Annotated in this window: 18 protein-coding genes; 12 read left to right on the top strand and 6 right to left on the bottom strand. The window is 73.0% G+C overall.

Annotated elements, in window-relative coordinates; genetic code table 11:
* The first annotated feature begins 210 nt into the window (after window positions 1-210).
* Window positions 211-747: an HNH endonuclease gene (locus ACZ4NB_RS29865; RefSeq protein ID WP_018538909.1), complete on the top strand. Its 537-nt coding sequence runs from the start codon at window positions 211-213 to the stop codon at window positions 745-747.
* A gap of 172 nt (window positions 748-919) precedes the next feature.
* Here ACZ4NB_RS29865 and ACZ4NB_RS29860 read toward each other — a convergent pair whose 3' ends face one another.
* On the bottom strand, window positions 920-3,871 hold the full coding sequence (locus tag ACZ4NB_RS29860) for a beta-N-acetylglucosaminidase domain-containing protein (RefSeq protein ID WP_467666226.1): 2,952 nt from the start codon (window positions 3,869-3,871) through the stop codon (window positions 920-922).
* Between the two features lie 484 nt (window positions 3,872-4,355).
* Between ACZ4NB_RS29860 and ACZ4NB_RS29855 the strand changes: the two genes are divergently transcribed.
* The 8 genes from ACZ4NB_RS29855 (at window position 4,356) to alc (ending at window position 13,588) form a co-directional block, all read left to right on the top strand.
* A complete protein-coding gene (locus tag ACZ4NB_RS29855; RefSeq protein WP_467666162.1) occupies window positions 4,356-4,625 on the top strand; it encodes a hypothetical protein in 270 nt (89 codons plus the stop codon).
* Between the two features lie 6 nt (window positions 4,626-4,631).
* Window positions 4,632-6,782: a 4-alpha-glucanotransferase gene (gene malQ, locus ACZ4NB_RS29850; protein WP_467666161.1), complete on the top strand. Its 2,151-nt coding sequence runs from the start codon at window positions 4,632-4,634 to the stop codon at window positions 6,780-6,782.
* A 129-nt stretch (window positions 6,783-6,911) separates the two neighbouring features.
* Entirely contained in the window at window positions 6,912-8,621 is a 1,710-nt protein-coding gene (locus ACZ4NB_RS29845; protein ID WP_467666160.1) for an alpha-L-fucosidase, read from the top strand.
* 61 nt (window positions 8,622-8,682) lie between these two features.
* Window positions 8,683-8,925 carry a hypothetical protein gene (locus tag ACZ4NB_RS29840; protein ID WP_467666159.1) on the top strand — a complete coding sequence of 81 codons (243 nt, stop codon included), beginning with the start codon at window positions 8,683-8,685 and terminating at the stop codon, window positions 8,923-8,925.
* 271 nt (window positions 8,926-9,196) lie between these two features.
* Window positions 9,197-10,174 carry an acyl-ACP desaturase gene (locus tag ACZ4NB_RS29835; RefSeq protein WP_467666158.1) on the top strand — a complete coding sequence of 326 codons (978 nt, stop codon included), beginning with the start codon at window positions 9,197-9,199 and terminating at the stop codon, window positions 10,172-10,174.
* Between the two features lie 120 nt (window positions 10,175-10,294).
* Entirely contained in the window at window positions 10,295-11,296 is a 1,002-nt protein-coding gene (locus ACZ4NB_RS29830; protein ID WP_467666157.1) for a DMT family transporter, read from the top strand.
* Window positions 11,297-11,325: 29 nt separating this feature from the next.
* On the top strand, window positions 11,326-12,306 hold the full coding sequence (locus ACZ4NB_RS29825) for a LysR family transcriptional regulator (RefSeq protein WP_467666156.1): 981 nt from the start codon (window positions 11,326-11,328) through the stop codon (window positions 12,304-12,306).
* A 130-nt stretch (window positions 12,307-12,436) separates the two neighbouring features.
* A complete protein-coding gene (alc, locus tag ACZ4NB_RS29820; protein WP_467666155.1) occupies window positions 12,437-13,588 on the top strand; it encodes an allantoicase in 1,152 nt (383 codons plus the stop codon).
* A gap of 166 nt (window positions 13,589-13,754) precedes the next feature.
* Here alc and pepN (ACZ4NB_RS29815) read toward each other — a convergent pair whose 3' ends face one another.
* The gene (gene pepN, locus ACZ4NB_RS29815; protein WP_467666154.1) at window positions 13,755-16,319 is read right to left on the bottom strand and encodes an aminopeptidase N; all 2,565 of its coding nucleotides are present in this window, start codon (window positions 16,317-16,319) and stop codon (window positions 13,755-13,757) included.
* A 160-nt stretch (window positions 16,320-16,479) separates the two neighbouring features.
* Here pepN (ACZ4NB_RS29815) and ACZ4NB_RS29810 point away from each other — a divergent pair, with 160 nt between their 5' ends.
* On the top strand, window positions 16,480-17,004 hold the full coding sequence (locus ACZ4NB_RS29810; protein WP_467666153.1) for a DUF1203 domain-containing protein: 525 nt from the start codon (window positions 16,480-16,482) through the stop codon (window positions 17,002-17,004).
* Between the two features lie 77 nt (window positions 17,005-17,081).
* On the opposite strand, the gene ACZ4NB_RS29805 is transcribed toward ACZ4NB_RS29810, so the two are convergent.
* A complete protein-coding gene (locus tag ACZ4NB_RS29805; protein ID WP_467666152.1) occupies window positions 17,082-18,113 on the bottom strand; it encodes an aspartate-semialdehyde dehydrogenase in 1,032 nt (343 codons plus the stop codon).
* 447 nt (window positions 18,114-18,560) lie between these two features.
* Between ACZ4NB_RS29805 and ACZ4NB_RS29800 the strand changes: the two genes are divergently transcribed.
* Window positions 18,561-20,306, top strand: coding sequence for a TIGR03767 family metallophosphoesterase (locus ACZ4NB_RS29800; protein WP_467666151.1), 1,746 nt, complete (start codon window positions 18,561-18,563; stop codon window positions 20,304-20,306).
* A 56-nt stretch (window positions 20,307-20,362) separates the two neighbouring features.
* On the opposite strand, the gene ACZ4NB_RS29795 is transcribed toward ACZ4NB_RS29800, so the two are convergent.
* Entirely contained in the window at window positions 20,363-21,385 is a 1,023-nt protein-coding gene (locus ACZ4NB_RS29795) for a hypothetical protein (protein WP_467666150.1), read from the bottom strand.
* A 124-nt stretch (window positions 21,386-21,509) separates the two neighbouring features.
* Window positions 21,510-24,098 (bottom strand): aminopeptidase N, encoded by a 2,589-nt coding sequence (gene pepN / locus ACZ4NB_RS29790; protein WP_467666149.1) that lies wholly within the window; start codon window positions 24,096-24,098, stop codon window positions 21,510-21,512.
* Window positions 24,099-24,231: 133 nt separating this feature from the next.
* Between pepN (ACZ4NB_RS29790) and ACZ4NB_RS29785 the strand changes: the two genes are divergently transcribed.
* The gene (locus ACZ4NB_RS29785) at window positions 24,232-24,876 is read left to right on the top strand and encodes a mycothiol-dependent nitroreductase Rv2466c family protein (protein WP_467666148.1); all 645 of its coding nucleotides are present in this window, start codon (window positions 24,232-24,234) and stop codon (window positions 24,874-24,876) included.
* A 134-nt stretch (window positions 24,877-25,010) separates the two neighbouring features.
* Here ACZ4NB_RS29785 and ACZ4NB_RS29780 read toward each other — a convergent pair whose 3' ends face one another.
* Complete coding sequence (locus ACZ4NB_RS29780) at window positions 25,011-25,652, bottom strand: superoxide dismutase (protein ID WP_467666147.1); 642 nt, start codon at window positions 25,650-25,652, stop codon at window positions 25,011-25,013.
* Between the last annotated feature and the right edge of the window lie 248 nt (window positions 25,653-25,900).

Genomic DNA, 25,900 nt, shown 5'->3' with positions numbered 1-25,900 from the left:
GGCAACGGGGGCGGTCCGTGCCCTTGTTCGAGCCGGGAGGTCCCAGGGGGGTCGAAATGAGCCGTATCCGCGGGGAAGTGCGGGGGTGTGGTGGAAAACACCTCCGGCCCGTTACTCGGTCATGGTGGCGCTCCGACCAGGCACCGGGGGACACTGTGGGGAGATCGTCCCGGCGCGAGCCACGCGCCGCCGGCGTACAAGGAGGCACCCGTGCCGCATGTCCTGGTCCTCAACGCGTCGTACGAGCCGCTCGGCGTCGTACCGCTCCGCCGCGCGCTCATCCTCGTACTCAATGAGAAGGCTGTGAGCCTTGAGGAGTCCGGCGCCCTGATGCACAGCGCGACCCGTGTCGTTCCGGCTCCGAGTGTGGTCCGCTTGAAGCGGTTCGTGCGGGTGCCCTTTCGCGGCCCCGTGCCACTGACCCGCCGGGCGCTGTTCGCCCGTGACGGCGGGCGCTGTATGTACTGCGGTGGCGTCGCAACCAGCGTCGACCACGTCATCCCGCGCAGTCGCGGCGGTCAGCACACCTGGGAGAACGTCGTCGCCGCCTGCCGGCGGTGCAATCACGTCAAGGCAGACCGCCATGTCGCCGAGATCGGCTGGCGGCTGCGCCATCAGCCCGCCCCGCCGTCAGGACTGGCGTGGCGGATCATCGGCACGGGCCATCGCGATCCGCGCTGGCTGCCGTATTTGCAGCCGTACGGCGCGGATGACGCCTTGGCCCGGATCGACGCCGTATCGGCGTAGCCGGGCCTTTGTACGTGTGGGCCGCCGTGCGGACGGAGCGTCGCTTCGTCCGCACGGCGGCGGCACACGGTCCGCCGCCGCGGAGCGCCATCCGCGGTCCTCGACAGTGTTATCCGCGGTCTTCGGCAAGCGCTATCCGCGGTCTTCGGCAGTCATCCGCGGTCTTCGGCAGTCATCCGCGGTCTTCGACCGCGTAAGCCTCCACCGACCACAGCGAGTATCCGAACCGGGTGGCCCGCTTGTCGCCCTGTATCCGGACGAAGCGGGCATCCTTCGCGTCCATCCTGACCGACTCGCGGCCGCCCTTGCCGTCCCGCACCGTGGCGGCCGTGCGCCAGCTGCGACCGTCCGGGGAGACCTGGATGCGGTAGCGGGCCGCGTAGGCGTCCTGCCAGTTCAGCACGAGCCGGCCCAGGCGGGTCGGGTGCGCCAGCGCGAACTGGAGCCAGGCGCCGTCGTCGGCGGTCGAGGACCAGCGGGTCTTGGGGTTCCCGTCGGTGGCGGCCGAGGCGGGGAAGTCGGCGGTCTCGTCCCCCGATGAGGTGGTGGCGGCGCCGCGCGCCAAGTCCTCGCCGCCGGTGCGCGGATAGGCGCGCAGCGACAGCGTCTGCTCCTCGCCGCCGAAGGACACCGGGATCTCATACGTCCCGGAGGCGGCGGATGCGGGCACGTCGATGCCGATGCGGACCGTGGCGGTGCCGCCGCGCGGCGCAGTGACCTCCTTGGGCGCGTGCACGGTGAAGCCCTTGGGCGCCTTGACCGTCAGCTTCTCGCGGACATCGCCCGGGCGGCGGGAGAAGAGCCGGGCGTCGACCGTCGCCCGTCCGCCGGTCTGGGCGTCCGCCTCCTTGCGGGACAGTTCCAGCCCGGCCGGCGGGGTGTCGTCGAACCAGGGGGTCAGCGCGTGCACGGACGGCGCTTCCTCGCCGTTCGCCCAGGTCAGCCGGACCGCGTCGGCGCGCAGCCGGGGCGTGCGGGACTCCGTCCAGCCGGTCGCCGAGAGCCGGTCGAGGCGGCGCCAGCCCTCCCCGGGGACATGCGCCTCCAGCCGGACGCCGCCCGCGGACGGCCCCGGGTCGGTCAGCGCGGTGACCGCGGCCAGCCGGCGGGCCCGTTCGAAGGGGACGGTCAGGGAGGTGGGGTCGGCGCCCTCGGCGGGGCGGGGGGCGTCGCCGCGGGCGCCGGTCCAGGCGTCGGCCTCGGTCATCGCCCGCTGAAGGAACGGCGCCAGGACGCCCTTGCCGACCGTCGCCGGGCTCCGCTCGGCCTCCTTGCGCAGCCGCTGCACCGCGCGCTGCGCCGACCAGGCGGCGTCGCCGTCGCCCTTGGCCTGCGCCGTCAGCGCGTCCACGGCCTGCTCGCCGGCGCTGCCGTAGCGCGCCAACTGCTCGGCCCAGGGCCGGATTTCGGCGGCCAGGTCCGAGTCGAGGTTCCCGGGAGCGGTGCTCATGGTGTGGAAGGCGGCGCGCAGCGCCCCGGCCGCCCTGGCGTAGTCGGGGTCCTTGCCGGGTCGGCCGCCGTTGACCGCCGCTTCGCGGGTCTCCCAGAAGCGGTCGATCAGGGGGCGCAGATACCCGGACTCCTCGCGGTTCAGCAGTGAGGAGGAGGCGTTGCCGGCGAGCGCGCGCAGGGCGGCGCGGGCCCGGGGGGCGCCGCCCGCCAGATCGTCGACGGCCGCCGCCCAGGACTCCGCCGGGCGGTATTCGCGCGGGTTCCAGGCGTAGTCGGCGCTGGTGAAGAGCGGGATACGGGAGGCCAGCGGCTGCGCCATGGCGTTGGCGAGCACCGCCGAGGAGCCGGTGGCGACGGCCGGTTCGCGGCCGCGGTAGGGGCCGAGGAAGATCCGGTCCTGCGCGTAGTCGTTGACCGGGTAGTTGTCCATGGTGACCAGCGGGTGGCCGAACGCCTGGCGGGCGGTGGACAGTTCACCGCCGGTGATGGTCCGCGGGACCACCCCGACACCGGTCCAGGCCACCTCGACCCGCTCGCCGAGCGCCTCGGCGAGCGCGCTGCGATACGCCGTGGAGCCGTCCTGGTAGTACTCGGTCGGCATCAGCGACAGCGGCGCGGCGTCCGGGTGCCGCTCGCGCAGATGGCCGGCGAGCGCGTTGGCGACATGGGCCTGCGCCTTGGCGGCCGCCTCGGGGCCGGTGCCGAAGGCGTCCTCGTCGGCGCCGCAGTGCCATTCGTCGTAGCTGACGTCCTGGAACTGCAGCTGGAAGGAGCGCACCCCCAGGGCCCACATCGCGTCCACCTTGCGCCGCAGCGCCCGCAGGTCCTCCTCGGACGAGAAGCACAGCGCCTGGCCGGGGGCGAGCGCCCAGCCCAGCGTGACGTGGTTGGCGCGGGCCCGCTCGGCCAGCGCCCGGAAGTCCGCGCGCTGCGCGGCCGGGTACGCCTCGCGCCAGCGGGCCTGGCGGTAGGGGTCGTCGCCGGGCGCGTACAGGTAGTGGTTCTGCTTGGTGCGGCCCAGGAAGTCCAGCTGGGCGAGCCGCTGCGCCCGGCTCCAGGGCTGGCCGTAGAACCCCTCGGTGGTGCCGCGCACCGCCGTGCCGGGCCAGTCCCGTACGACCACCGACGCCAGCTGCCGACCGCCCCCATCGTGGTCCGCGCCGTCGGTGACCAGCTGCCGCAGCGTCTGCGCGGCGTGGAAGAGGCCGTCCGGGCCGACGCCGGCCAGCGCGACCGTGTCCCGGCCGCCGACCTGGCCCACGGCCAGCCGGTAGCCGCCGGAGGGCAGATCGCCACGGGCCGGTGCGCGCAGCGCCCGCAGCGCCTCCTCGGCCGGCTCGCCGCCGACCAGGACCACCGGCCCGGTGGCGGGCGGCCGCTCGCCGGGCGCCTGCTGCCGGACGGTGCGCACGCCGGCGTCCCGCAGCAGACCGCGCAGCACGTCCAGGGTGGCGGGGTCGGTGTCCGGCGCGGCCACCAGCGTCGCCTGGCCGCCCAGGGGCACGGCGGTGCCGAGCTCCTGCAGCGACTGGGGGCGCGGCCAGACGGCGGGCAGCCGCCCGGCGCCGGCCGGCCGGTCCGGCTGGTCGGGGGTGCCGATGGCAGGGTCCGCGGGCGCGGCCTGGGCGCTGGGCACCCCGCCCAGCAGCCCGCCGATCACCGCGGCGGCCAGGGCGGTGGTCCCCGCCGCCCGCGCGCGGGCGCCCGCGCCGCTTCCCCGGCCGCTCCTACCGATTCTTCCGACGCTCCACACGCCCCGGCCTCGCACGGCTGCTCCTCGTCCCCGTCCATCACTCGCCGGCTTCCACCGGCGCCCCGTTTTCCCGCCGATGTCCGTTCGGACAGACCTTCGGCCGTGAGCCCACCATTGTGGCGGTGAGGGTGTCAACCGGGCGATGCCGGGGTCCGGACGGCTGTGCGGATGCGGGCGTACGGCCGGCGTTCCGGGCGGGTGCGCGCAAGGAGGCAGGTCCGCAGGACTTCCGTCGCGGAGGCCGGTTGTGGCGTGTTCTGTATGCCCGCGGGTGTCCCCGGCAGTGAAATCGCCTGCGTGGGGGATAATGTGACGTGGGTCACGTTTCATGAGCAGATGCGTCTGTGATCGTGCCGAGTGGGTAGGGCCCAGGTGTCCCACTATCGATGAACGGGAGGCCTTCGTGGCCGCGTCCGCTCAACTGCTCCTCGACGCCCTGTCCTCCAAACCGGGAGGTGCGACGGTGGAGTCCGATCTCTTCGACGGGGTGTCCAACCCCGACTCCGGCCTGGACGGCTCCGGATCCTTCAGCTTCGTCGAGCCGCCCCTGACCAGCGAGCCCCCGCTCGCCGACGCCGCCCCGCTGACCAGCGAGGTCCCGATCGCCGCCGAGCTGCCGCTGACCAGCGAGCCGACGGCCGCCGGCCTGGGCACGGAGTCCATGGAGGTCTGAGAGCCCATGGGGCGTGCTCGGCTCGCCCGGTTGCACGGCGTCGCCACGTCGTACGCACCCGCACCGGGCAGGACCATCGAGATCGCCGACGACACCGTCGTCGCCGTGCTCGCCGCACTGGGGGTCGACGCCTCCACCCCGCACGCCGTACGCACCGCCCTGGCCGCGTACGAGGACGGACCGGGGCGCGCCCTGCTGCCGCCCACCGTCGTCGCCCGCCCGGGCCGGCCGCCCGACCTCGCAGGTCTCCCCGAAGGCACCGTCCTGAGGGTGGAGCCCGAGGACGGGGAGCCCCCCGGCGGCCTTGCCGGGCCCGGCCCGCGGGAGCTGGCCCGGCTGCCCCTGGGCGTCCACACGCTCCGCGCCCACGCCCCCGACGGGCGCCGCGCCCGCGCCCATCTGATCGTCGCGCCCGACCGGGTGCCCGCACCGCCCGGCCGCAGCCACGGCTTCCTGGTGCAGCTGTACTCCCTGCTGTCCCGGCAGTCCTGGGGCATGGGCGACCTCGGCGACCTGGCCGACCTCGCCGCCTGGTCCGGACGCGCGCTGGGCACCGGCTTCGTCCAGCTCAACCCGCTGCACGCGGCCGTCCCCGGCCCGCCCACCGACCCCTCGCCCTACCGCCCCTCCTCCCGCCGCTTCCCCGACCCGGTCCATCTGCGCATCGAACAGATCCCGGAGTACGCCCAGCTGACCGGCGCCGCCCGCTTACGGGCCGACGAGCTGGCCGCCCGCGCCGGTGCGCTGCGCGCCGAGGTGCTCGACCGCGGCGCGCTGATCGACCGGGACGCGGTCTGGGCGCTCAAGCGCGAGGCCCTGGAGCTACTGGCGGCCGTCCCGCTGACACCGGGCCGGCGGGCCGCGTACTGCGACTTCCTCGCCGAACAGGGGCAGGCGCTGGAGGACCACGCCACCTGGTGCGCGATCGCCGAGCGCCATGGCTCCGACTGGCGCGCATGGCCCGCCGAACTGCGCGATCCGCGGTCCTCGGGCACGGCCCGGCTGCGGCCGCGGCTGCTGGCGCGGATCGACTTCCACTGCCGACTCGCCTGGCTCACCGACCAGCAGCTGGCCGCCGCGCAACGGGCCGCGCGGGACGCCGGGATGGCGGTCGGACTGGTGCACGACCTCGCCGTCGGCGTCCACCCCTCCGGCGCCGACACCTGGGCGCAGCGGGGCGCCTTCGCCGCGGGCATGTCCATCGGGGCGCCGCCCGACGCCTTCAACGCCCGCGGCCAGGACTGGGGCCTGCCGCCGTGGCGCCCCGACGCCCTGGCCGCCGCCGGCTACGCCCCGTACCGCGAGCTGCTGCGCGGACTGCTGCGGCACGCCGGCGCGCTGCGGATCGACCATGTGATGGGGCTGTTCCGGCTGTGGTGGGTGCCCGAGGGCCGGCCGCCGACCGAGGGCGCGTACGTCCGCTACGACGGCGAGGCGATGCTCTCGGCGCTGGCCCTGGAGGCCCATCGGGCCGGCGCCGCGGTGATCGGCGAGGACCTGGGCACCGTAGAGCCGGGAGTGCGCGGGGAACTCGCCGAACGGGGCGTCCTGGGCACGTCGGTGCTGTGGTTCGAGCGGGATTACGGGAACGGGAACGGGAACGGGGCCGGGGACGGGGACGGGGAGTCGGCCGCGGCCGGGGACGCCGACGCGGCGGCCGACCCGCGGCCCGCCGCCGAGGCCCGCATCCTCGCCCCCGACGAGTGGCGCAGCGCCTGCCTGGCCACCGTCACCACCCACGATCTGCCGTCCACCGCCGCCCGCCTGACCGGCGAGGACGTCGCGCTGCGGGAACGGCTCGGGCTGCTGGCCGGGCCGCCGGAGCGGGAGCGTTCCCGGGCCGCCTACGAACTCACCGAATGGCTGGGGGAGTTGGTGCGGCGCGGGCTGCTGCCGGAGGGGGCGGGCGAGGAGGAGGCGGCGGTCAAGGCCGTGCACCGCTTTCTGCTGCGGACCCCGGCGCGGATGGTCGGGGTCTGGCTGCCCGACGCGGTGGGCGACCGACGCCCGCAGAACCTCCCGGGGACATGGGATGAATACCCGAACTGGCGCCTCCCGATCGCCGGCCCCGAGGGGCGACCGCAGACCCTCGAAGAGCTGGCGGCATCGCCCCGACTCCATGCGCTGATGCGGGAGATGTCGTACGGGCTGCACTGAAACCAGGTGCCGCGCACACCCTTCCGGTCTTTCCCGCCGTCCGGCACCATGCCCTGGAAACCATCCAGACATCCGACCATTCGGGCTGCGCTCGTGTGCTCGTCATGGTTCGGCGAGGTGGAGGGAACCATGGCTCTTCGCAGCACCCGGCGGACGCTGTGCGCGCTCGCGCTGGCCGCGGCCGCCGCGCTCGTCCCCGTCCACAGCTCCCTGGCCCGGTCGCCGGCCGCCGGCCCCCCGGTCGCCGACCCCTGCGAGCGGCCCGTGCGCCCGGCCTCCCAGATGGCCGTCGAGCCCTGCGACACCCCCGGGCGGATCATCGACAAGGCCGCCCACATCGTGCCCACCAAGGGGCAACTCGCCTGGCAGCACCGGGAGGTCACTGCCTTCACCCACTTCGGGATGAACACCTTCACGGGCCGTGAATGGGGCTCCGGCGCCGAGGACGAGCAGCTCTTCGACCTCACCGGGCCCGCCCGCTCCGGCTCCTCGCGCCCCTTGGGGATGGACGCCGAGCAGTGGATGCGCGCCTACAAGGCGGCCGGTGCCGAGCAGGTGATGCTGACCGCCAAGCACCACGACGGTTTCGTGCTCTACCCGAGCCGCTACACCCCGCACTCCGTCGCCGCGAGCCCCGGCCGCCCCGATGTCGTCGGCGCCTACGTCAAGGCCGCCCGCAAGGCCGGGCTGAAGGTCGGGATCTACCTCTCGCCGTCCGACGGCGCGGAACTCCCGCACGCCTGGCACGCCCGGTGGGTCGAGGAGATCCGCAGGAAGCAGCAGGAGGGCGAGCCGCTCAGCCTGCCCGAGCGGGTCGCGCTGGAGGACGGTGCGCACGCGCCGCGCGGCCTGGGGCGGTTCGGCAACGGCAGCGCGGTCACCGAGCGCACCATCCCCACTCTCGTCCCCGGTGACGACCGGGCCGCGGCCGTCCGCAGCGGCCGGCTGCCGGTCTTCCGCGTCCGGGCGGACGACTACGACGCCTACTACCTCAACCAGGTCTACGAGCTGTTCACCCAGTACGGGCCCCTCGACGAGCTGTGGCTGGACGGCGCGAACCCCTGGACGGACTCCGGCATCACCCAGAAGTACCAGGTCGCGCAGTGGTTCCGGCTGCTCCACCGGCTCTCCCCGGACACCGTGGTCTTCGCCGGGCCGCAGGGCGCCCGCTGGGTCGGCAACGAGGACGGCGTCGCCCGTGAGACGGAGTGGAGCGTCACCCCTTCCGCGGCCGACCCGTGGACCGTCATGGCCGGCGGGCTGCCCCACGACTCCACCGACCCCGACATCGGCTCCCGCGCCCGGCTGCTGGCGCCCACCACCCGGTACCTCCAGTGGTATCCGGCCGAGGCCGATGTCTCGCTGCGGCCGGGCTGGTTCCACCACCCCGGCGAACGGCCCAAGACACCGGCGCAGTTGATGGACCTGTACGAGAGGAGCGTGGGCCGCAACGCCTCGCTGCTGCTGAACGTCCCGCCCGCCAGGGACGGCCGGATCGCCGCCGAGGACGTCGCCGCGCTCACCGCCTTCGGGACGGCCGTGCGCGAGACCTACGGCAGGGACCTGCGGGCGGCCGGCCCGGGGCCCTGGACCTTCGACCGGATCGGGCTCGCGGAGGACATCCGTCACGGCCAGCGGGTCGAGCGCTTCGCCGTACAGGCGCGGACCGGCGGGACGTGGACGACGCTCGCGGGCGGCACCACCATCGGGCACCGGCGGATCCTCGCCCTGCCGCGGCCGGTGACCGCGGACGCCGTACGGGTCGTCGTCTCCGAAGCCCGCGGGCGGACCCGGCTCGCACCGGTGACGCTGCACCTCGCCCGGGGCGCGGGCGGCTGAGGGGCGGCCCTTGCGCCACCCCGGGCGGGCGGGGCGGCGGGGCGTCCGATACGTTGACTTCGTGAGCAACAAGGTCAAGAAGAATGTCCTGCGCGCCGGAACCATCACCGCCGGCACCGCGCTGATGCTGCTGATGTCGTCCCCCGCGTTTGCGCTCGCCCGCGACGACGGTGACGACCCGGGTCCGGGTCTGAGCGTGATCGAGACGCTCGGCCTCTATGTCGTAGCCCCCATCGTGATCTTCCTGATCATCGCCGGACTCGTCATCGCGAGTGACAAGTCCCGCAAGCAGGCCCAGTCCTAGGACCTGTTCGCCCCACGGCCGCCGGTGCGGCCGGTGCGGGCACCAGCGACGCCTCAAGGGCGCCCATCGGTGACAAGAACCGAGGGGCGCCCTTTGTCGTACCTGGATATTTCCGCAGGTGAAAAAGGGGTTGCGAGGCGGCTATCGAGCGACTTTCGGCCGGTTTGCGAGGGGTCCGCGTTTAACCGGCCCTAACCTACGATGACGTAACCTACGCAGCCGTAGGTCCAACCTACGGCCCCGTAGGTCATCGTCCCCCTGGAGTTCCCCTGTGACCATCGCCCCCGCCCGCCATAACGGAGAGCGCGGCCAGGCCGCCTGGAGCGACGCCCAGCTGCTCTACGCACTCGAAGAGGTCGTCGAGAAGGAACTCAACCGGCACGAGAAGGTCGCCAAGGAGTGGATGCCCCACCAGTACGTCCCCTGGAGCGACGGCCGGAACTTCCCCGGCGTCCTGGAGGGCGGCGAGGCATGGGCCCCTGAGCAGTCCAAGGTCACCGACATCGGCCGGATCGCCCTGGTGGTCAACCTCCTCACCGAGGACAACCTCCCCAGCTACCACCACGAGATCGCCACGCTCTTCGGGCGCGACGGCGCCTGGGGCACCTGGGTGCACCGCTGGACCGCGGAAGAGGGCCGGCACGGCATCGTGATGCGCGACTACCTGCTCACGAGCCGGGCCGTCGACCCCGACGAGCTGGAGCGGTTCCGCATGGCCCACATGTCGGAGGGCTTCGAGTCCGACAACTCGCACAGCATGCTGCACTCGGTGGCGTACGTCGCCTTCCAGGAGCTGGCCACCCGCATCTCGCACCGCAACACCGGCCACCACTCCGGCGACCCGGTCTGCGACCGGATGCTCGCCCGGATCGCCGCGGACGAGAACCTCCATATGCTCTTCTACCGCAACCTCCTGGGCGCGGCGTTCGAGCTGGCCCCCGACCAGACCATGTGCGCCGTACGCGATGTGGTCACCGGCTTCCGGATGCCCGGCCACGGCATGCCCGGCTTCGAGCGGGCCGCGGCCCGGATGGCCCTCGGCGGGATCTACAACCTGCGGATCCACCACGACGACGTGCTCCAGCCGGTGCTGCGCTTTCTGAAGGTGCTGGAGATCGGCGGCCTGGGCGCGGCCGGCCTGGCGGCGCAGGAGGAGCTGGGGCTGTTCATGGGCGGCCTGGACGACCAGGCGCGGAAGTTCGACGAGCGGCAGGCTGCCATCCTCGCCCGCCGGGAAGCCCGCAGGTAAGGCGGCCGCCGGGCGCTCACCTTTCAGTTTGCCTACAAGGTTCAATCGAAATTATTCGATGGACCTGATGGGTTCGGGGCTGCCACGGTGGAGTCTCACCACCCCCGAAGAGAGGAAGCCGTGGCAGTCCTGCAGCGCGTCCGCATCCACCGCACACCGTCCGCGCCGGGCGAAGGCGCCCCCGTGCGGGCGGGGGAGGGGACCGGTGCGGGGCCGACGCCGAGAGCGGCCGTGGGCCTGGCCCTCGCCCTGGCGGCCACCGTGGTCTGGTCCGGCAACTTCGTCATCGCCCGGGCCCTGCACGACGCCGTCCCGCCCGTCCAGACCGCCTTCTGGCGCTGGATCATCGCGCTGCTCGCGGTCGCCCCGCTCGCCCTCGCACAGGTCCGCCGCCAGTGGCCGGCCGTCCGCCGGCACCTCGGATTCCTCGCGCTGGCCGCCCTGTTGGGCGTCACCTGCTTCAACACCCTCGTCTACCAAGCCGGGCGCTCCACCTCGGCCACCAACATGGCCATGATCGCGGCCGCCTCGCCGATGATGATCGCCCTCTTCGACCTCGTCGGCGGGCGGCGCGGCGGGGCCCGCGAGCGGCTCGGGGCGCGACGGGCGGCCGGCATGCTGATCGCGCTGCTCGGCGTCGTCACCCTGGTCGGCAAGGGCTCGCCGACCGCCCTGTGGCGGCTCGACCTCGCCGCCGGCGACCTGTGGATGCTCGCCGCGACCGCCACCTTCGCCGGCTACAGCGCCCTGCTGCGCCGCCGCCCCGCGGAGATCGGCGGGCTCGCCTTCCTCTTCACGACCTTCGCGCTGGGCGCGGCCATGCTGGCGCCCGCCTACGGTGTGAGCCTCGCCGTCGAGGGCGGCTTCACCCCCGGCGCGGAGACGGTCGGGCCGCTGCTCTACATCGGCCTGCTGTCCTCCGCCGTCGCCTACTTCACCTGGAACAAGGCGATCGCCCTGGTCGGCGCCGCCCGCGCCGGGGTCGTCTACTACCTCCAGCCCGTGTGCGTGGCGCTGCTCTCGTCGGCCGTCCTGGGCGAGGCCGTCGGGCCCGTGCAGATGCTGTGCATGGCGCTGATCGTGGCCGGTGTCGCCCTGGGGGCGGCGGGCACCGGGCGGTGAGCGGCACGCCGGATGCGTACGCTGCCCGCATGGCCGACTGGGACATCAAGAAGCTGCGTATCCTGCGCACCCTCCAAGAGCTGGGCACGGTCACCGCGACCGCCGAGGCGCTGCACATGACGCCCTCGGCGGTCTCGCAGCAGCTGACCGGGCTGGCCAAGTCGCTGGGAGTGACGCTGCTGGAGGCCCAGGGCCGGCGGGTGCGGCTGACCGACGCGGCCCAGCTGGTGCTGCGGCACGCCGAGGCGGTCTTCGCACAGCTGGAGCGCGCGGACGCGGAGCTGCTGGGCTACCTCCAGGGCGAGGCCGGCCAGGTGCGCCTCGGCGCGTTCTCCACGGCCATCCCCGCGCTGGTGGTCCCCGCCGTCCAGGAGCTGCGCCGCACGCACCCGGGCCTGTCGGTCGCCGTACGGGAGGCCGAGGCGGAGGCCGCCTACGAGCTGCTGGCGGAGGGCAGCGTCGACCTGGCGCTGTCGCTGGCCGCGCACGCCCCCACCCCGCGCGACCCCAAGTTCAGCCGGGTGGCGCTGCTCGCCGACCCGCTGGACGTGGCGCTGCCGGCCGGGCATCCGCTGGCCTCCGAGCCCGGACTGCGGCTGGCCGACCTGGCGGGCGAACCCTGGATCTTCGGCAGCAGCGGGCCCTGGTCGCAGATCACCACCGCCGCCTGCGAGAACGCCGGGTTCGTGCCCGAGCAGGCGCACGCCGCCGCCGACTGGAGCGCGATCTGGGCGATGGTCGCGGCGGGCATGGGGGTGGCGCTGGTGCCCCGGATGGCGATGGCGGGCGGTATCGGCGCCTTCGGGCGCGGGAGCGGGGAGCCGGGCGGCAGGGACGGCCGCGCCCGGGTCGCGCTGCGGGTGCTGTCCGGTGACCAGCCGCGGCGCCATGTGGTCGCAGCCGTCCGGCGGGGCTCCGAAGGGGCGCCGGGGCTGGCCCGCGTCCTGGCCGCGCTGCGCCAGGCCGCCATCGCCCAGGCGCCCCGCGAGGGCTTCCACACCGGCGGCTGAACGCGCGGAGCGCTCCCTTTCATCATTCAGCTCTGCTGAACATATTCCTCAAAAACTTTCGATGGACCTGTGGGGTGGTGCGCTGCGACGGTGGACCGGTCCGCACCACCCGGCACATCGAAGGGCAACGATGACCAGCACCCCGGCCGACACCACCGACCCGCACGCCAACGACGCCGACCCGTACGGCGGCGGAGACCCCTACGCCGACTACCGCGGCGGGGACTTCCCCTTCACCTCGCTCGTCGATCTCGCCGACCGCCGCTTCGGCGCCGGTGTGATCGCCGCGAACGACGAGTTCTTCGCCGAGCGCGAGAATCTGCTGAAGCCGACTCCGGCGGTCTTCGACCCCGAGCACTTCGGCCACAAGGGCAAGATCATGGACGGCTGGGAGACCCGGCGTCGCCGCGGCGCCGACGGCGAGCACCCCTTCCCGACCGACGACGAGCACGACTGGGCCCTGATCCGCCTGGCCGCCCCCGGCGTGATCCGCGGCGTCGTTGTCGACACCGCCCACTTCCGGGGCAACTACCCCCAGCAGGTCACGGTCGAGGCGACGTCGCTGCCCGGCAGCCCCGGCCCGCAGGAGCTGCTCGCCGACGACGTGAAGTGGGAGGAGCTGGTCCCGCGCACGCCCGTCCGCGGCCACGCCGCCAACGGCTTCGAGGTCACCGTCGAGCGCCGCTTCACGCATCTGCGCCTCAAGCAGCACCCCGACGGCGGCATAGCCCGCCTCCGGGTCCACGGCGAGGTCGTGCCGGACCCGGAGTGGCTCGATGTGCTGGGCACCCTCGACCTGGCCTCCGTCATGCACGGCGGCACCGTCGAGGACGCCTCCGACCGCTTCTACTCCTCGCCCACCCAGATCATCCAGCCCGATCTGTCCCGCAAGATGGACGACGGCTGGGAGAACCGCCGCCGCCGGGTCAAGGGCACCAACGACTGGGTGCGCTTCCGCCTCGCGGCCCAGGGCGAGATCCGCGCCGTCGAGATCGACACCGCCTACCTCAAGGGCAACTCCGCGGGCTGGGCCGCCCTTTACGGCTGCGACGCGGCCGCGGGCGACCCGGCCGACGACGCCTCGTGGTTCGAGATCCTGCCGCGCACGAAGCTGCAGCCCGACACCCCGCACCGCTTCGTGCTGCCCCGCCGGGTCACCGCCACCCACGTACGGCTGGACGTCTTCCCCGACGGCGGCCTCGCCCGTATGCGCCTGCACGGCGACCTCACCGAAGCCGGCCGCGCCGATCTGGTCCGCCGCTTCGACGAGCTCAACGGCTGAACCGCCCCCTGTGTGCCACCGGGCCCCGTAGAAGGAGGGGGCGGGGCCCGGAGCAGGCTTCCCCCGCGCCCTTGAAGGAGCCGGGGGAGCCCCCATCGCCCGGCGGACGGCAACGCATCTGGCGCCCGTCCGCCGGGCGGCACCACACCGCGGCGGTGGCCGGCCGTTACGCCGCCGCGTCCGCCGCCTGCGCCTTCAGCGCCCGCTCGATGCCCGCGCGCGACTCGGTGACCAGGCGGCGCAGTGCCGCGCTCGGTTCGGCCGAGGCCAGCCAGGCGTCGGTGGCGTCCAGGGTCTCCTGGGAGACCTGCAGCGCCGGGTAGAGGCCCACCGCGATCTGCTGGGCCATCTCGTGGCTGCGGGAGTCCCAGACGGACTTCACCGCGTCGAAGTACTTCGCGGTGTACGGCGCCAGCAGCTCCCGCTGGTCGGTCTGCACGAAGCCGCCGATGACGGCCTCCTGCACGGCGTTGGGGAGCTTGTCGGACTCCACGACCGAGGCCCAGGCTCCGGCCTTGGCCTCCTCGGTCGGACGGGCCGCGCGCGCCGTCGCCGCATGCCGCTCGCCCGCCGAGGTCCGGTCCCGCTCCAGCTCCGCGGCGATGGCCTGCTCGTCCGCCCGGCCGGTGGCCGCCAGCCGCTGCAGCAGCGACCAGCGCAGCTCGGTGTCCACCGCCAGCCCGGGGATCTCCGCCGTGCCGTCCAGCAGCCCCTGCAGCAGATCGAGTTGCTCGTCGGTACGGGCCGCGGCGGCCAGCGCCCGGGCCCAGGCCAGCTGGTGATCGCTGCCCGGCTCGGCCGCCCGCAGGTGCGCAAGGGTCGCGTCGGTCCAGGTCGCCAGCCCCTGCTCGCGCCACTTCGGCGCCGCGTACAGGTCCAGGGCCAGCTTCACCTGGCGGTGCAGCGACTGCACGACACCGATGTCCGACTCCTTGCCGACACCGGACAGCACCAGCGACAGGTAGTCACGGGTGGCCAGTTCGGCGTCCCGCGTCATGTCCCAGGCCGACGCCCACGACAGCGCACGCGGCAGCGACTCGGTGAAGTCCCCGAGGTGCTCGGTGACGACCTTCAGCGACTCCTCGTCCAGCCGGACCTTCGCGTACGACAGGTCGTCGTCGTTGAGCAGGACGACGGCCGGCCGCCGGGTGCCGACCAGCTCCGGTACGGCGGTCCGCGCACCGTCCACGTCCAGCTCGATCCGCCCGGTGCGCACCAGCTTGCCGTCCCGCAGCTCGTAGGAGCCGATCGCGATCCGGTGCGGCCGCAGCACCGGCTCGCCCTTCGCGCCGGCGGGCAGCGCCGGAGCCTCCTGCCGGACCGCGAACGAGGTGATCACGCCGTCCGCGTCGACCTCGATCTCCGGCCGGAGGATGTTGATCCCGGCCGTCTCCAGCCAATTCTTGGACCAGGTCTTCAGATCCCGCCCGCTGGTCTCCTCCAGCGCGCCCAGCAGATCGCTCAGCCGGGTGTTGCCGTAGGCGTGCGCCTTGAAGTAGCCCTGCACGCCCTTGAAGAACTCCTCCATGCCGACGTAGGCGACCAGCTGCTTGAGGACGCTGGCACCCTTGGCGTAGGTGATGCCGTCGAAGTTGACCAGCACATCGTCCAGATCGCGGATCTCGGCCATGATCGGGTGCGTGGAGGGCAGCTGGTCCTGGCGGTAGGCCCAGGTCTTCATGGAGTTGGCGAACGTCGTCCACGAGTGCGGCCACTTGCTGCCGGGCGCGTACGCCTGGCAGGCGATGGAGGTGTACGTGGCGAACGACTCGTTCAGCCACAGGTCGTTCCACCACTCCATGGTGACCAGGTCGCCGAACCACATGTGCGCCAGCTCGTGCAGGATCGTCTCCGCCCGCACCTCGTACGCCGCGTCCGTCACCTTCGAGCGGAAGACGTACTGGTCGCGGATGGTGACCGCGCCCGCGTTCTCCATCGCACCGGCGTTGAACTCCGGCACGAAGAGCTGGTCGTACTTCGCGAACGGGTAGGCGTAGTCGAACTTCTCCTGGAACCAGTCGAAGCCCTGCCGGGTGACCTCGAAGATCGCGTCCGCGTCCAGGTGCTCGGCCAGCGACGGGCGGCAGTAGATGCCCAGCGGCACCGACTGCCCGTCCTTCTCGTAGGAGCTGTGCACGCTGTGGTACGGGCCGACGATCAGCGCCGTGACATACGTCGAGATCCGCGGCGTCGGCTCGAAGCGCCAGACGGTTCCGCTCGGCTCCGGCGTCGGGGAGTTGGAGATCACCGTCCAGCCCTCCGGGGCCTTCACGGTGAACTGGAACGTCGCCTTCAGGTCGGGCTGCTCGAACGAGGCGAACACCCGCCGCGCGTCCGGCACCTCGAACTGGGTGTAGAGGTAGGCCTGCTGGTCCACCGGGTCCACGAACCGGTGCAGACCCTCGCCGGTGTTGGTGTACGCGCAGTCCGCGACGACCGTCAGCTCGTTGCGGCCGGCCGGCAGCCCGCGCAGCGCGATCCGCGAGTTTTCGAACACCTCGTCCGGATCGAGCGCGGCACCGTTGAGCACCACCTCGCGCACGGCCGGCGCCACCAGGTCGATGAAGGAGTCGGCGCCCGCCTCCGCGACATCGAACCGCACCGTCGTCGCGGACCGGTAGGTGCCGCCCTCCTGCGCACCGGAGAGGTCGAGATCGATCTCGTACGCGTCCACGGTCAGCAGCCGCGCCCGCGCCTGCGCCTCGTCGCGGGTCAGATTCGTGCCAGGCACCCGGTCATCTCCTTCGCATCGGTTGTCGCATCGGACTCTTCGGCCATCCTTCCACGGCACGGTCGTCACCTGATCGTGGGCAATGCTGACAGCGGCCACCGGGAAACGCGGCGTCCGATTCCCGCCGGTAATCGCCGCCCGCGCGGCCGAGGCTGGACGCATGACGACCTACACTCCGCTCCCCATCCCCGCCGCCGCCCTGAAGGAGCTCCGCGTCACCGACGACGCCGGGCGGCCCGTCGAGCCGTTCCTCGCCCGCGAGGACGGCGTCCCGGTGGACTGCGTGGGCAGTCTGCTGCGCTGCTGCCTGCGGGCGGCCCGGGCCGGCGAGCGGGTCGCGCTGGTGTCCTATGCGCCGCTGCGCCACTGGGCGGCCCGGACCGGGGCCGCTCCCGGCGCGTACGACGAGCAGGGGCCGGTGTTCATCCACGCCGACGAGTGCGGTGAGCCGGACGGGGGCGCCGCCGGCTACCCCCTCGCGCGGCCCGGAGCGCTGCGGACCCTGCGCCGCTACAACGCCCGGGGGCAGATCGTCGGCGGGCGGCTCCTGGAGATCCCCCAGGACGCCGAGGCCGGCCTCGACGCGGCCTTCGACGCGGCCTTCGCCGACCCGGAGGTGGCGCTGGTGCACGTACGCGCCGTGGAGTACGGCTGCTTCCTGTTCGAGGTCCGGCCGGCCGGCTGACCGCCTCGCACCCCGAACGCGCGCGTGCCCGTACGGAACGGGGGTCCGTACGGGCACGCGCCGGTGCTCGGGGGCGGTCAGCCGCGCAGCTCCGCGGCGACCAGCTCCGCGATCTGGACGGCGTTCAGCGCCGCGCCCTTGCGGAGGTTGTCGTTGGACAGGAACAGCGCCAGGCCGTTGTCGACGGTCTCGTCCCGGCGGATCCGGCCCACGAAGGACGCGTCCTGGCCGGCGGCCTGGAGCGGGGTGGGCACGTCACTGAGGGCGACGCCGGGGGCGCCGGCCAGCAGCTCCTGGGCGCGCGCCGGGCTGATCGGACGCGCGAAGCGGGCGTTGACCTGCAGCGAGTGGCCGCTGAAGACCGGGACGCGGACGCAGGTGCCGGACACCTTCAGCTCCGGGATGTCCAGGATCTTGCGGCTCTCGTGGCGGAGCTTCTGCTCCTCGTCGGTCTCGTTCAGACCGTCGTCGACGATCGAGCCGGCCATCGGCAGGACGTTGAAGGCGATCGGGCGGACGTACTTGTCCGGCTCGGGGAACTCCACGGCCGAACCGTCGTGGGTCAGCTTGGTGGCGTCCTGCTCGACCACCTTGCGGACCTGGCCGTCCAGCTCGTCCACTCCGGCCAGACCGCTGCCGGAGACCGCCTGGTAGGTGGAGACGACGAGCGAGACCAGACCGGCCTCGTCGTGCAGCGGGCGCAGCACCGGCATCGCGGCCATGGTCGTGCAGTTCGGGTTGGCGATGATGCCCTTGGGGCGGTCCGTGATCGCCTGCGGGTTGACCTCGGAGACGACCAGCGGGACCTCGGGGTCGCGGCGCCAGGCGGAGGAGTTGTCGATCACGACGGGGCCCGCGGCGGCGACCTTCTCCGCCAGCGCCTTGGACGTCGCGCCGCCGGCCGAGAACAGGACGATGTCGAGCCCGGAGTAGTCGGCGGTGGCCGCGTCCTCGATCGTGATCTCGGTGTCCTGCCACGGCAGGGTGCGTCCGGCGGACCGGGCCGAAGCGAACAGCCGCAGCTGCTCGACCGGGAAGTTCCGCTCGGCGAGAATGCCCCGCATCACGCCGCCGACCTGTCCGGTGGCTCCGACGATTCCGACCCTCATGGGACTCCTTCTTTCTGGCCTGGCTTTGGTGACTGCTCCAGAACACCTGCTCAGTAGTGCCTCCATCATGTGTGTGACACCCGTCGCCTTGTCCAATCCATTCCAGTCTGTGGAGGGCCGGGGCGCCAATTGGGCACACAGCGTGCCGCACTCGTGACGGTGTGTTCCCGTCACAGCGGCGCGTGGCACTCCTGATACCCCGCGGGGTGAACGCGCGGTGACCGCCGGCCGCACCCCCGGGCAGGGCTCCGTGACCGGCCGGTGGCCGGCAGATCCCTGTGCGGTGATGGGTTCCCCGCGTTGCGGTGGCGTTCACGCGCAGGTCACTCCGGATGCCAACGATCCCTGGTGACAGGGCAGTTGTGCGGCTGGAGGACGACGAGCGGTCGCACTCCCGCCACCACTGGTCCCGGCCGCCTTTGCGTTCGCACTCGGGGAGCCTCGCGTATGTCCCGTATACGGTCCGCCGCCACTCTCGACCGCCGTACGTTCCTCGCCGCCACCGGCGCCGTCGGCGCCGCCACCGGGCTGGGCCTCGCCTTCGGCGTCGGCCCCGACCGGGCGGCGCAGGCCGCTACCGTCACCCCCGGCCCGGCCCCGGCCGCGCCCATCGCCGTCGACGCCCCCGCCGTCCCCCGCGTGCCGTACGCCAGGGGCACCACCCTCGGCACGGCCGCCGCCCCGCGCGGCAGCGGAGGCTACCGCCGGCTCGCCGACGGCCCCGGCTGGGACCGGGTCGTGCGCGCCGAGCTGGCCGCCGCCCACGGCGGGCGCGAGGGGCGGCGCACCGCGCTGGCGTCGTTCGTGCAGTTCACCGATCTGCACCTGGTCGACGTGCAGAGCCCGCTGCGCTACGAGTACCTGCGCTCCGAGACCGCGAGCGCCTGGCGGCCGCAGGAGGCGCTGTCCGTCGCCGGTGTCGTCTCGCTGATCGAGCGGGTCAACGCGCTGCCCGGCGGGCCCGCCACCGGCGCCCCGCTGTCCTTCGTGATGACCACCGGCGACAACACCGACAACAACTCCAAGCTGGAGCTCCAGTGGTTCCTGACCGCGATGAGCGGCGGCCGGATCACCCCCAACTCCGGTGACCCGCGCCGCTACGAAGGCGTCCAGGACAGCGGGCTGAAGCTGTACTGGCAGCCGGACAGCGCACTGCGCGACGCCGACAAGCAGCTGGGCTTCCCGCGGCTGCACGGGTTCCTGGATGCGGCCATCCGCACGGTCCACAGCCCCGGGCTGCGGCTGCCCTGGTACTCCACGGTCGGCAACCACGACTCGCTGCCCGGCGGGTGCTACGCGCCCGGTGACCCCTTCTGGACCGAGGTCGCCACCGGGGGCCGCAAGCTGGAGACGCTGCCGTCCGCGGAGGCCGCCAAGGTGTGGAAGGCGGTCAAGAACGGCCTCGACCCCAAGGGCGAGGACTTCAAGCGGCTGCTGAAGAGCCATGCCCGGCAGGCCCGGAACGTCACCCCCGACCCGCGCCGGGCCCCCTTCACCCGCGCCGAGTACCTGCGCGCCCACCTCGACCCGGCGCACACCGGCCCCGGCCCGCACGGCCACGGCTACTCCGCCGCGGACCTGGAGCACAACCGCCTCTACTACACCTTCCGGGTCTCCGACGACGTCCTCGGCATCAGCCTGGACACCACCGACCCCGGCGGCCACTACACCGGCTCGGTCGGCGAGGCCCAACTGCGCTGGCTGGAGCGGACGCTGAAGCAGAACGAGCGGGGCGAGAAGGCCCATGTGCTGGTCTTCAGCCACCACACCAGCAAGACCATGAACAACACCCGCCCCGACCCGGCCCGCCCGCACGAGAAGCGGTACGGCGGCGCGGAGCTGGTCGAGCTGCTGGCCGCCCATCCCTCGGTCGTCGGCTGGATCAACGGCCACAGCCACAAGAACGACATCACCGCGCACGGCACCTTCTGGGAGGTCTCCACCGCCTCGCACATCGACTTCCCGCAGCTGGCCCGGGTCATCGAGCTGGTGGACAACCACGACGGGACGCTGTCGCTGATCACCACGCTGGTGGAGTCGGCCGCCCCGCACCGCACGGACTTCGCCGACCTCTCGCAGACCGGGCTGGCGGCCCTCTACCGCGAGCTGTCCTTCAACGCGCCCGCGGCCCGTACGGACCTGGTGGGCACGGCCCGGGACCGCAACGTCGAGCTGCTGCTCAAGCGGCGCTGACGGGCACGGACGGAGCCGGGAGCCCGGGGCGTGCGCTGGGGCCTGCCCCATGGGCGCTAGCGCGGCAGCGCCACGACATACGCGCTCGGCTCCCGTTCCGGCGCCGCCATCAGGGCGGTGCGGACCACCGCGGCGTGCTCCGCGGGGGCCTCGCGCAGGGTGCGCGGCAGGCAGCGGACGACGGTGATGCCCAGCCGCTCCAGATGCTCGCGCTTGTGGTCGAAGGCCGAGTGCAGCGGGTCCTCCTCGGGGCGTGGGGCACGGGTGTCGATCTCCAGGGCCACCCCGTGCTCCGGCCAGTAGGCGTCCACGCCGCCCAGGTGCGGTCCGCCCGGCAGCCGCAGGTCGACGTTCCACAGCGGCTCGGGCAGGCCGTGCTCGCGCACCATGGCGTACAGCCGCTGCTCGGCCAGCGCCCGGCCCTCGGCGAGCAGGGCGTCGACCGCGTCCACCACATGCGGCCGGGTCAGCAGCCGCGCCCGGCTCAGCTCCCGTACCACCGCGCTCGCCTCGCTGTGGCCGCCGCGCACCGCCTCGGTCAGCAGCCGGCGCACCGCCGCGGCGTCGTTGAGCCCGGTGACCGCGTCGGCCAGCGCGCGGGGCACCGGCGCCGTCGGCACGCCGGTGACCTGCTGCGGTACCGGCAGGTCACCGGCCCGTACGACCTGCGCGAAACCGGTCGAGCGCAGCCGCCGGGTGCGGGCCACCAGCACCTCGATGCGGTCCAGCACCAGCAGCGGGGGAGTCTCGGAGAAGCCGTGCAGGGCGAGCGCCGCCAGACCGGTGATCATCGCTTCGGGGGCGTCGCCGGACGCGGAGGGCTGGCGGGGCACGGACGGCCCCCGGTGGGCGGCGTACAGCAGCACCGCCTGCAGCCGCTCCTCGCTGGTGGGCGGCCCCGGGTGGAGCAGGTAGACGCCCGGCAGGACCTGCTGCCAGCAGCCGCCGGGGCGGCAGCGCTCGGTCAGTTCCGCGGCCGGGACGCCGTGCTCACGCAGCTGACGGGTGGTCAGCACCCGGCTGCGGAGCCCGGAGAGGTGCTGGAGGGGGAGGGGGGAGAGCGGGGTGTCGTGGTTCATGACCGCCAGATTCCCGCGCCCGCTCCGCCCCCTAACCGCTGTTACACGCCCGTACCTCGAACCGGACAATCCTGGGCTAAAGTACGGGCGTTCGACTGCCGAAAAGGGCTGGTGACAGCCGGGGTTACGGCCTGTTCCCGGCCGCCTCGTCACAAGCCTGTGCGCGCAGCGCACGGGCGAGGTCGTCCCGCTCCTCCAGCACCAGCCGGCGCAGCGCGGGCGCCGCCTGGGCGTGCGCCTCCAGCCAGCCGTCCGCGGCGTCCAGGGTGGCGGGCTCCACCAGCCACGCCGGGAACAGCCCGCGCACCACGTCCATCGCGATCTCGATGGACCGCTCCCGCCACACCCGCTCGATCGCCGCGAAGTAGTGCGGGGCGTACGGCGTCAGCAGCTCCCGCTGCCCGGGCTGCGCGAAGCCGGCGATGGTCGCCTCCACCAGGGCGTTGGACAGCGCGTCGGACTCCACCACCTCCGCCCACGCCTGCGCCTTGACCCCGGCGGAGGGGCGGGCCGCCAGGCAGCGCACCTGATGGCGCTTGCCGGAGGCGGTGTCGTCCCGGGCCAGCTCCGCGGCGATCACGTCCTCGTCCGCGACGCCGTGCGCGGCCAGCGGCTCCAGGAACGACCAGCGCAGCTCCTGGTCCACCTCCAGGCCGTCGATCTTCGCCGTGCCGTCCAGCAGGCCCCCCAGCAGCTGGAGGTCGGCGGGGGTGGTGGCGACCGCGGCGAAGTGCCGGGCCCAGGTCAGCTGGTGGTCGCTGCCCGGGTCGGCCAGCCGCAGCTCGTGCAGCGCGCCCTCGGCCAGCTCGCGGGCGGCCGCCTCGCGGCGGTCCGGCGCGCAGTAGTGCTCCAGCGCCGTCTGGGCCTGCCCGTGCAGCGACTGCAGCACGCCGATGTCGGTCTCCTGGCCGGCGAACCGCCGCACCAGGTCGAGGTAGTCGCGGGCCGGCATCAGCCCGTCGCGGGTCAGGCCCCACAGCGCCGCCCAGCACAGCGCCCGCGCCATCGGGTCGGTCAGATCGCCGAGCCGGGCCCGCAGCGTGGCCAGCGACCCCTCGTCGAACCGGACCTTGCAGTACGTCAGGTCCTCGTCGTTGACCAGGATCAGCTCGGGCCGCTCGGAGCCGGCCAGCTCCGGCACGGCCGTGCGCGGCCCGTCGACGTCCACCTCGGCGCGGGCGTAGCGCACCAGCGCCGAGTCCGCGTCCTGGCGGCGGTAGAGGCCCACCGCGACCCGGTGCGGCCGCAGCTCCGGCTGCTCCGGCGCCGCCTCCTGCAGGATGCTCAGCTCGGTGATCCGGTCATGTGCGTCATAAGTGACCTGAGGTGTCAGCGAGTTGACGCCCGCGGTCTCCAGCCAGGACCGCGACCAGGCCGCCATGTCCCGGCCCGACGTCTCCTCCAGCACCGCCAGCAGATCCGTCAGCCGGGTGTTGCCGTACGCGTGGCGCTTGAAGTAGCGCCGGGCGCCCTCCAGGAACGCGTCCTGGCCCACGTACGCCACCAGCTGCTTGAGCACCGCCGCGCCCTTGGCGTAGGTGATGCCGTCGAAGTTGAGCTTGGCGTCCTCCAGGTCGCGGATGTCGGCGGTGACCGGGTGGGTGGAGGGCAGCTGGTCGGCGCGGTAGGCCCAGGACTTGCGGCGGTTGGCGAAGGTGATCCAGCCGCCGGTGAAGCGGGTCGCCTCCACCTGCGCGAAGGCGCCCATGAAGTCCGCGTAGGACTCCTTGAGCCACAGGTCGTCCCACCACTGCATGGTGACCAGGTCGCCGAACCACATGTGCGCCATCTCGTGCAGGATGACGTTGGCCCGGCGCTCGTAGGACGCCTCGGTCACCTTCCCGCGGAAGACGAACTCCTCGCGGAAGGTGACACAGCCCGGGTTCTCCATCGCGCCGAGGTTGTACTCCGGCACGAACGCGGTGTCGTACTTCCCGAAGGGGTAGGGGAAGTCGAAGTGCTCGTGGAAGAAGTCCAGGCCCTGCTTGGTGACGGTGAAGACGTCGTCGGCGTCGAAGTGCTTGGCCAGCCCCTTGCGGCACAGCGCGCCCAGCGGGACGACCAGCTCGGTGCCGTCCTCGAAGGTGCGGCGGTAGCTGTCGGTGACGTAGTGGTACGGGCCGGCGACGACGGCCGTGATGTACGTGGAGATCGGCTGGGTCCGCGCGAAGCGGTGCGCGCCGGCCTCGGCGTCGCCCTCCTGGGCGCCGTTGCTGAGCACCACCCACCCCTCGGGGGCGGTCACCTCGAAGGTGAACGGGGCCTTCAGGTCGGGCTGTTCGAAGTTGGCGAACACCCGGCGGGCGTCGGCCGGCTCGTACTGGGTGTAGAGGTAGACCTCGCCGTCCTCGGGGTCGACGAAGCGGTGCAGCCCCTCGCCGGTGCGGCTGTAGGCGCACTGCGCGTCGACGACGAGGGTGTTCTCGGCGGCCAGGCCGTCCAGCGCGATCCGGGTGCCGTCGAAGACCTTCGCGGGGTCCAGCTCCCGGCCGTTGAGGGTGACGGAGGTGACCGACGGCGCCAGCAGGTCCGCGAAGGTCGACGCGCCCGGCTCGGCGCAGCGGAAGCGGATGGCCGTACGGGACCGGAACGTGGCCGCGGCCTGCCCCTGCTCGACCGCTGAGCGGACGTCGAGCGCCACGTCGTAGGCGTCGACGCTCAGCAGCCGACCCCGCTCACGTGCCTCGTCCCGGGACAGATTCTCACCTGGCACGACGTGACTCCCTCGTCCTCGTCTCGAATATCGAACACGGGGAATCATGGCACGCCCGCCGACGGTTGAACCTGCCACCGGAGCGCACGACCGAGAACCGACGCAGCACGGCTTGCCTGAGGAGACGAGACCCTTGTCCGAAACCGCGAAGACCCCGGCAGATTTCTGGTTCGACCCCCTGTGCCCCTGGGCCTGGCTGACCTCCCGCTGGATGCTGGAGGTGGAGCGGGTCCGCCCGGTCGAGGTGCGCTGGCATGTGATGAGCCTGGCCGTTCTCAACGAGGACAAACTCGACACGCTGCCGGAGGAGTACCGCGAGAACATGCGCCCGGGCGGCAAGGCATGGGGCCCGGTCCGGGTGGTCGTCGCCGCCCAGCAGCTGCACGGCGACGAGGCCGTCGGCCGGCTCTACACCGCGCTCGGCACCCGCTTCCACAACGAGGGCCTCGGGGTGAACCCCGAGAGCATCGCCGCCGCCCTCGAAGACGCCGGCCTGCCCGCCGACCTGATCGAGTACGCCGACAAGGACACCTACGACGCGCAGCTGCGCGCCTCCCACAAGGAGGGCATCGACCTGGTCGGCCAGGAGGTCGGCACCCCGGTCATCGCGGTGCCCGGCTCCGACGGCGCCAGGATCGCCTTCTTCGGCCCGGTCGTCACCCCGGCCCCCAAGGGCGAGCAGGCCGCCAAGCTGTGGGACGGCACGCTGATGGTGGCGTCGATACCCGGCTTCTACGAGATCAAGCGGACGCGGACCCAGCCGCCGGTCTTCGACTGAGACGAGACGCCCCGCGCGCCGGGGGCGCATGGGCGAGGCCCCACGAGTCATGTCCTCGTGGGGCCTCGCCGTTACTCCGCCCGCCCGGCGAAAGGTGAGAAGACGATCACGAGGCGGGACGCATCCTGGGCGCGCTACGGCGCCAGCAGCAGGTTGTTGGCGCGCTCCTTGGCGGCCGTGTAGCGCTTGGCGACGTCCTGCCAGTTGACGACCTGCCACATGGCCTCGATGAAGTCCACCTTCTGGTTCTTGTACTGCAGGTAGAAGGCGTGCTCCCAGGCGTCGAAGACCAGGATCGGCACCGAGCCCTGGCCGACGTTGCCCTGGTGGTCGTAGATCTGCTCGACGATCAGCCGGCCGGTCACCGGCTCGTAGGCCAGCACGCCCCAGCCGGAGCCCTGGGTGGTGGCCGAGGCCCTGGTCAGCTGGGCCTTGAACTTGGCGAAGGAGCCGAAGGACTCGGCGAGCGCGTCGGCCAGCTCGCCCACGCCGTCCTTCTCCAGCGGCTCACCGCCGCCGTCGCCGGTCATGTTGTGCCAGTAGATGCTGTGCAGGATGTGGCCGGAGAGGTGGAACGCGAGGTTCTTCTCCAGGCCGTTGATGCTGCCCCACTGGTCCTTGTCGCGGGCCTCGGCGAGCTGTTCGAGGGTGTCGTTGGCGCCCTTCACATACGCCGCGTGGTGCTTGTCGTGGTGCAGCTCGATGATCTCGGGGCTGATGACCGGCGCCAGCGCCGCGTAGTCGTAGGGGAGTTCCGGAAGTGTGTAGGTCGCCATGCCGATCCCGCCTCCAAGCTGCGTACATGCAGTAGTAGCAGTGCAGTAGTTGCGATCTATGTGCAAGAGCACGCTATCAGCAGGAATGATCTCCGGTCGGTTGCGGGGAGTTTCCTGGTCCCAAAGACGGAGGCGGGGGGGGGCACGGGGGAGAAGTTCCACCCAGCCCCCGGGGGGCTACCCCGTTGGAGGGGGTTGGCGGGCGGCCATCTCGTGGAAATCCGCCACGGACCTTTGGTCGAGCAGAA

This window comes from Streptomyces sp. NPDC026575, from assembly GCF_055567415.1.
Note: the sequence above shows the minus strand (reverse complement) of the source record. Positions and strands in the feature narration are given on the sequence as shown.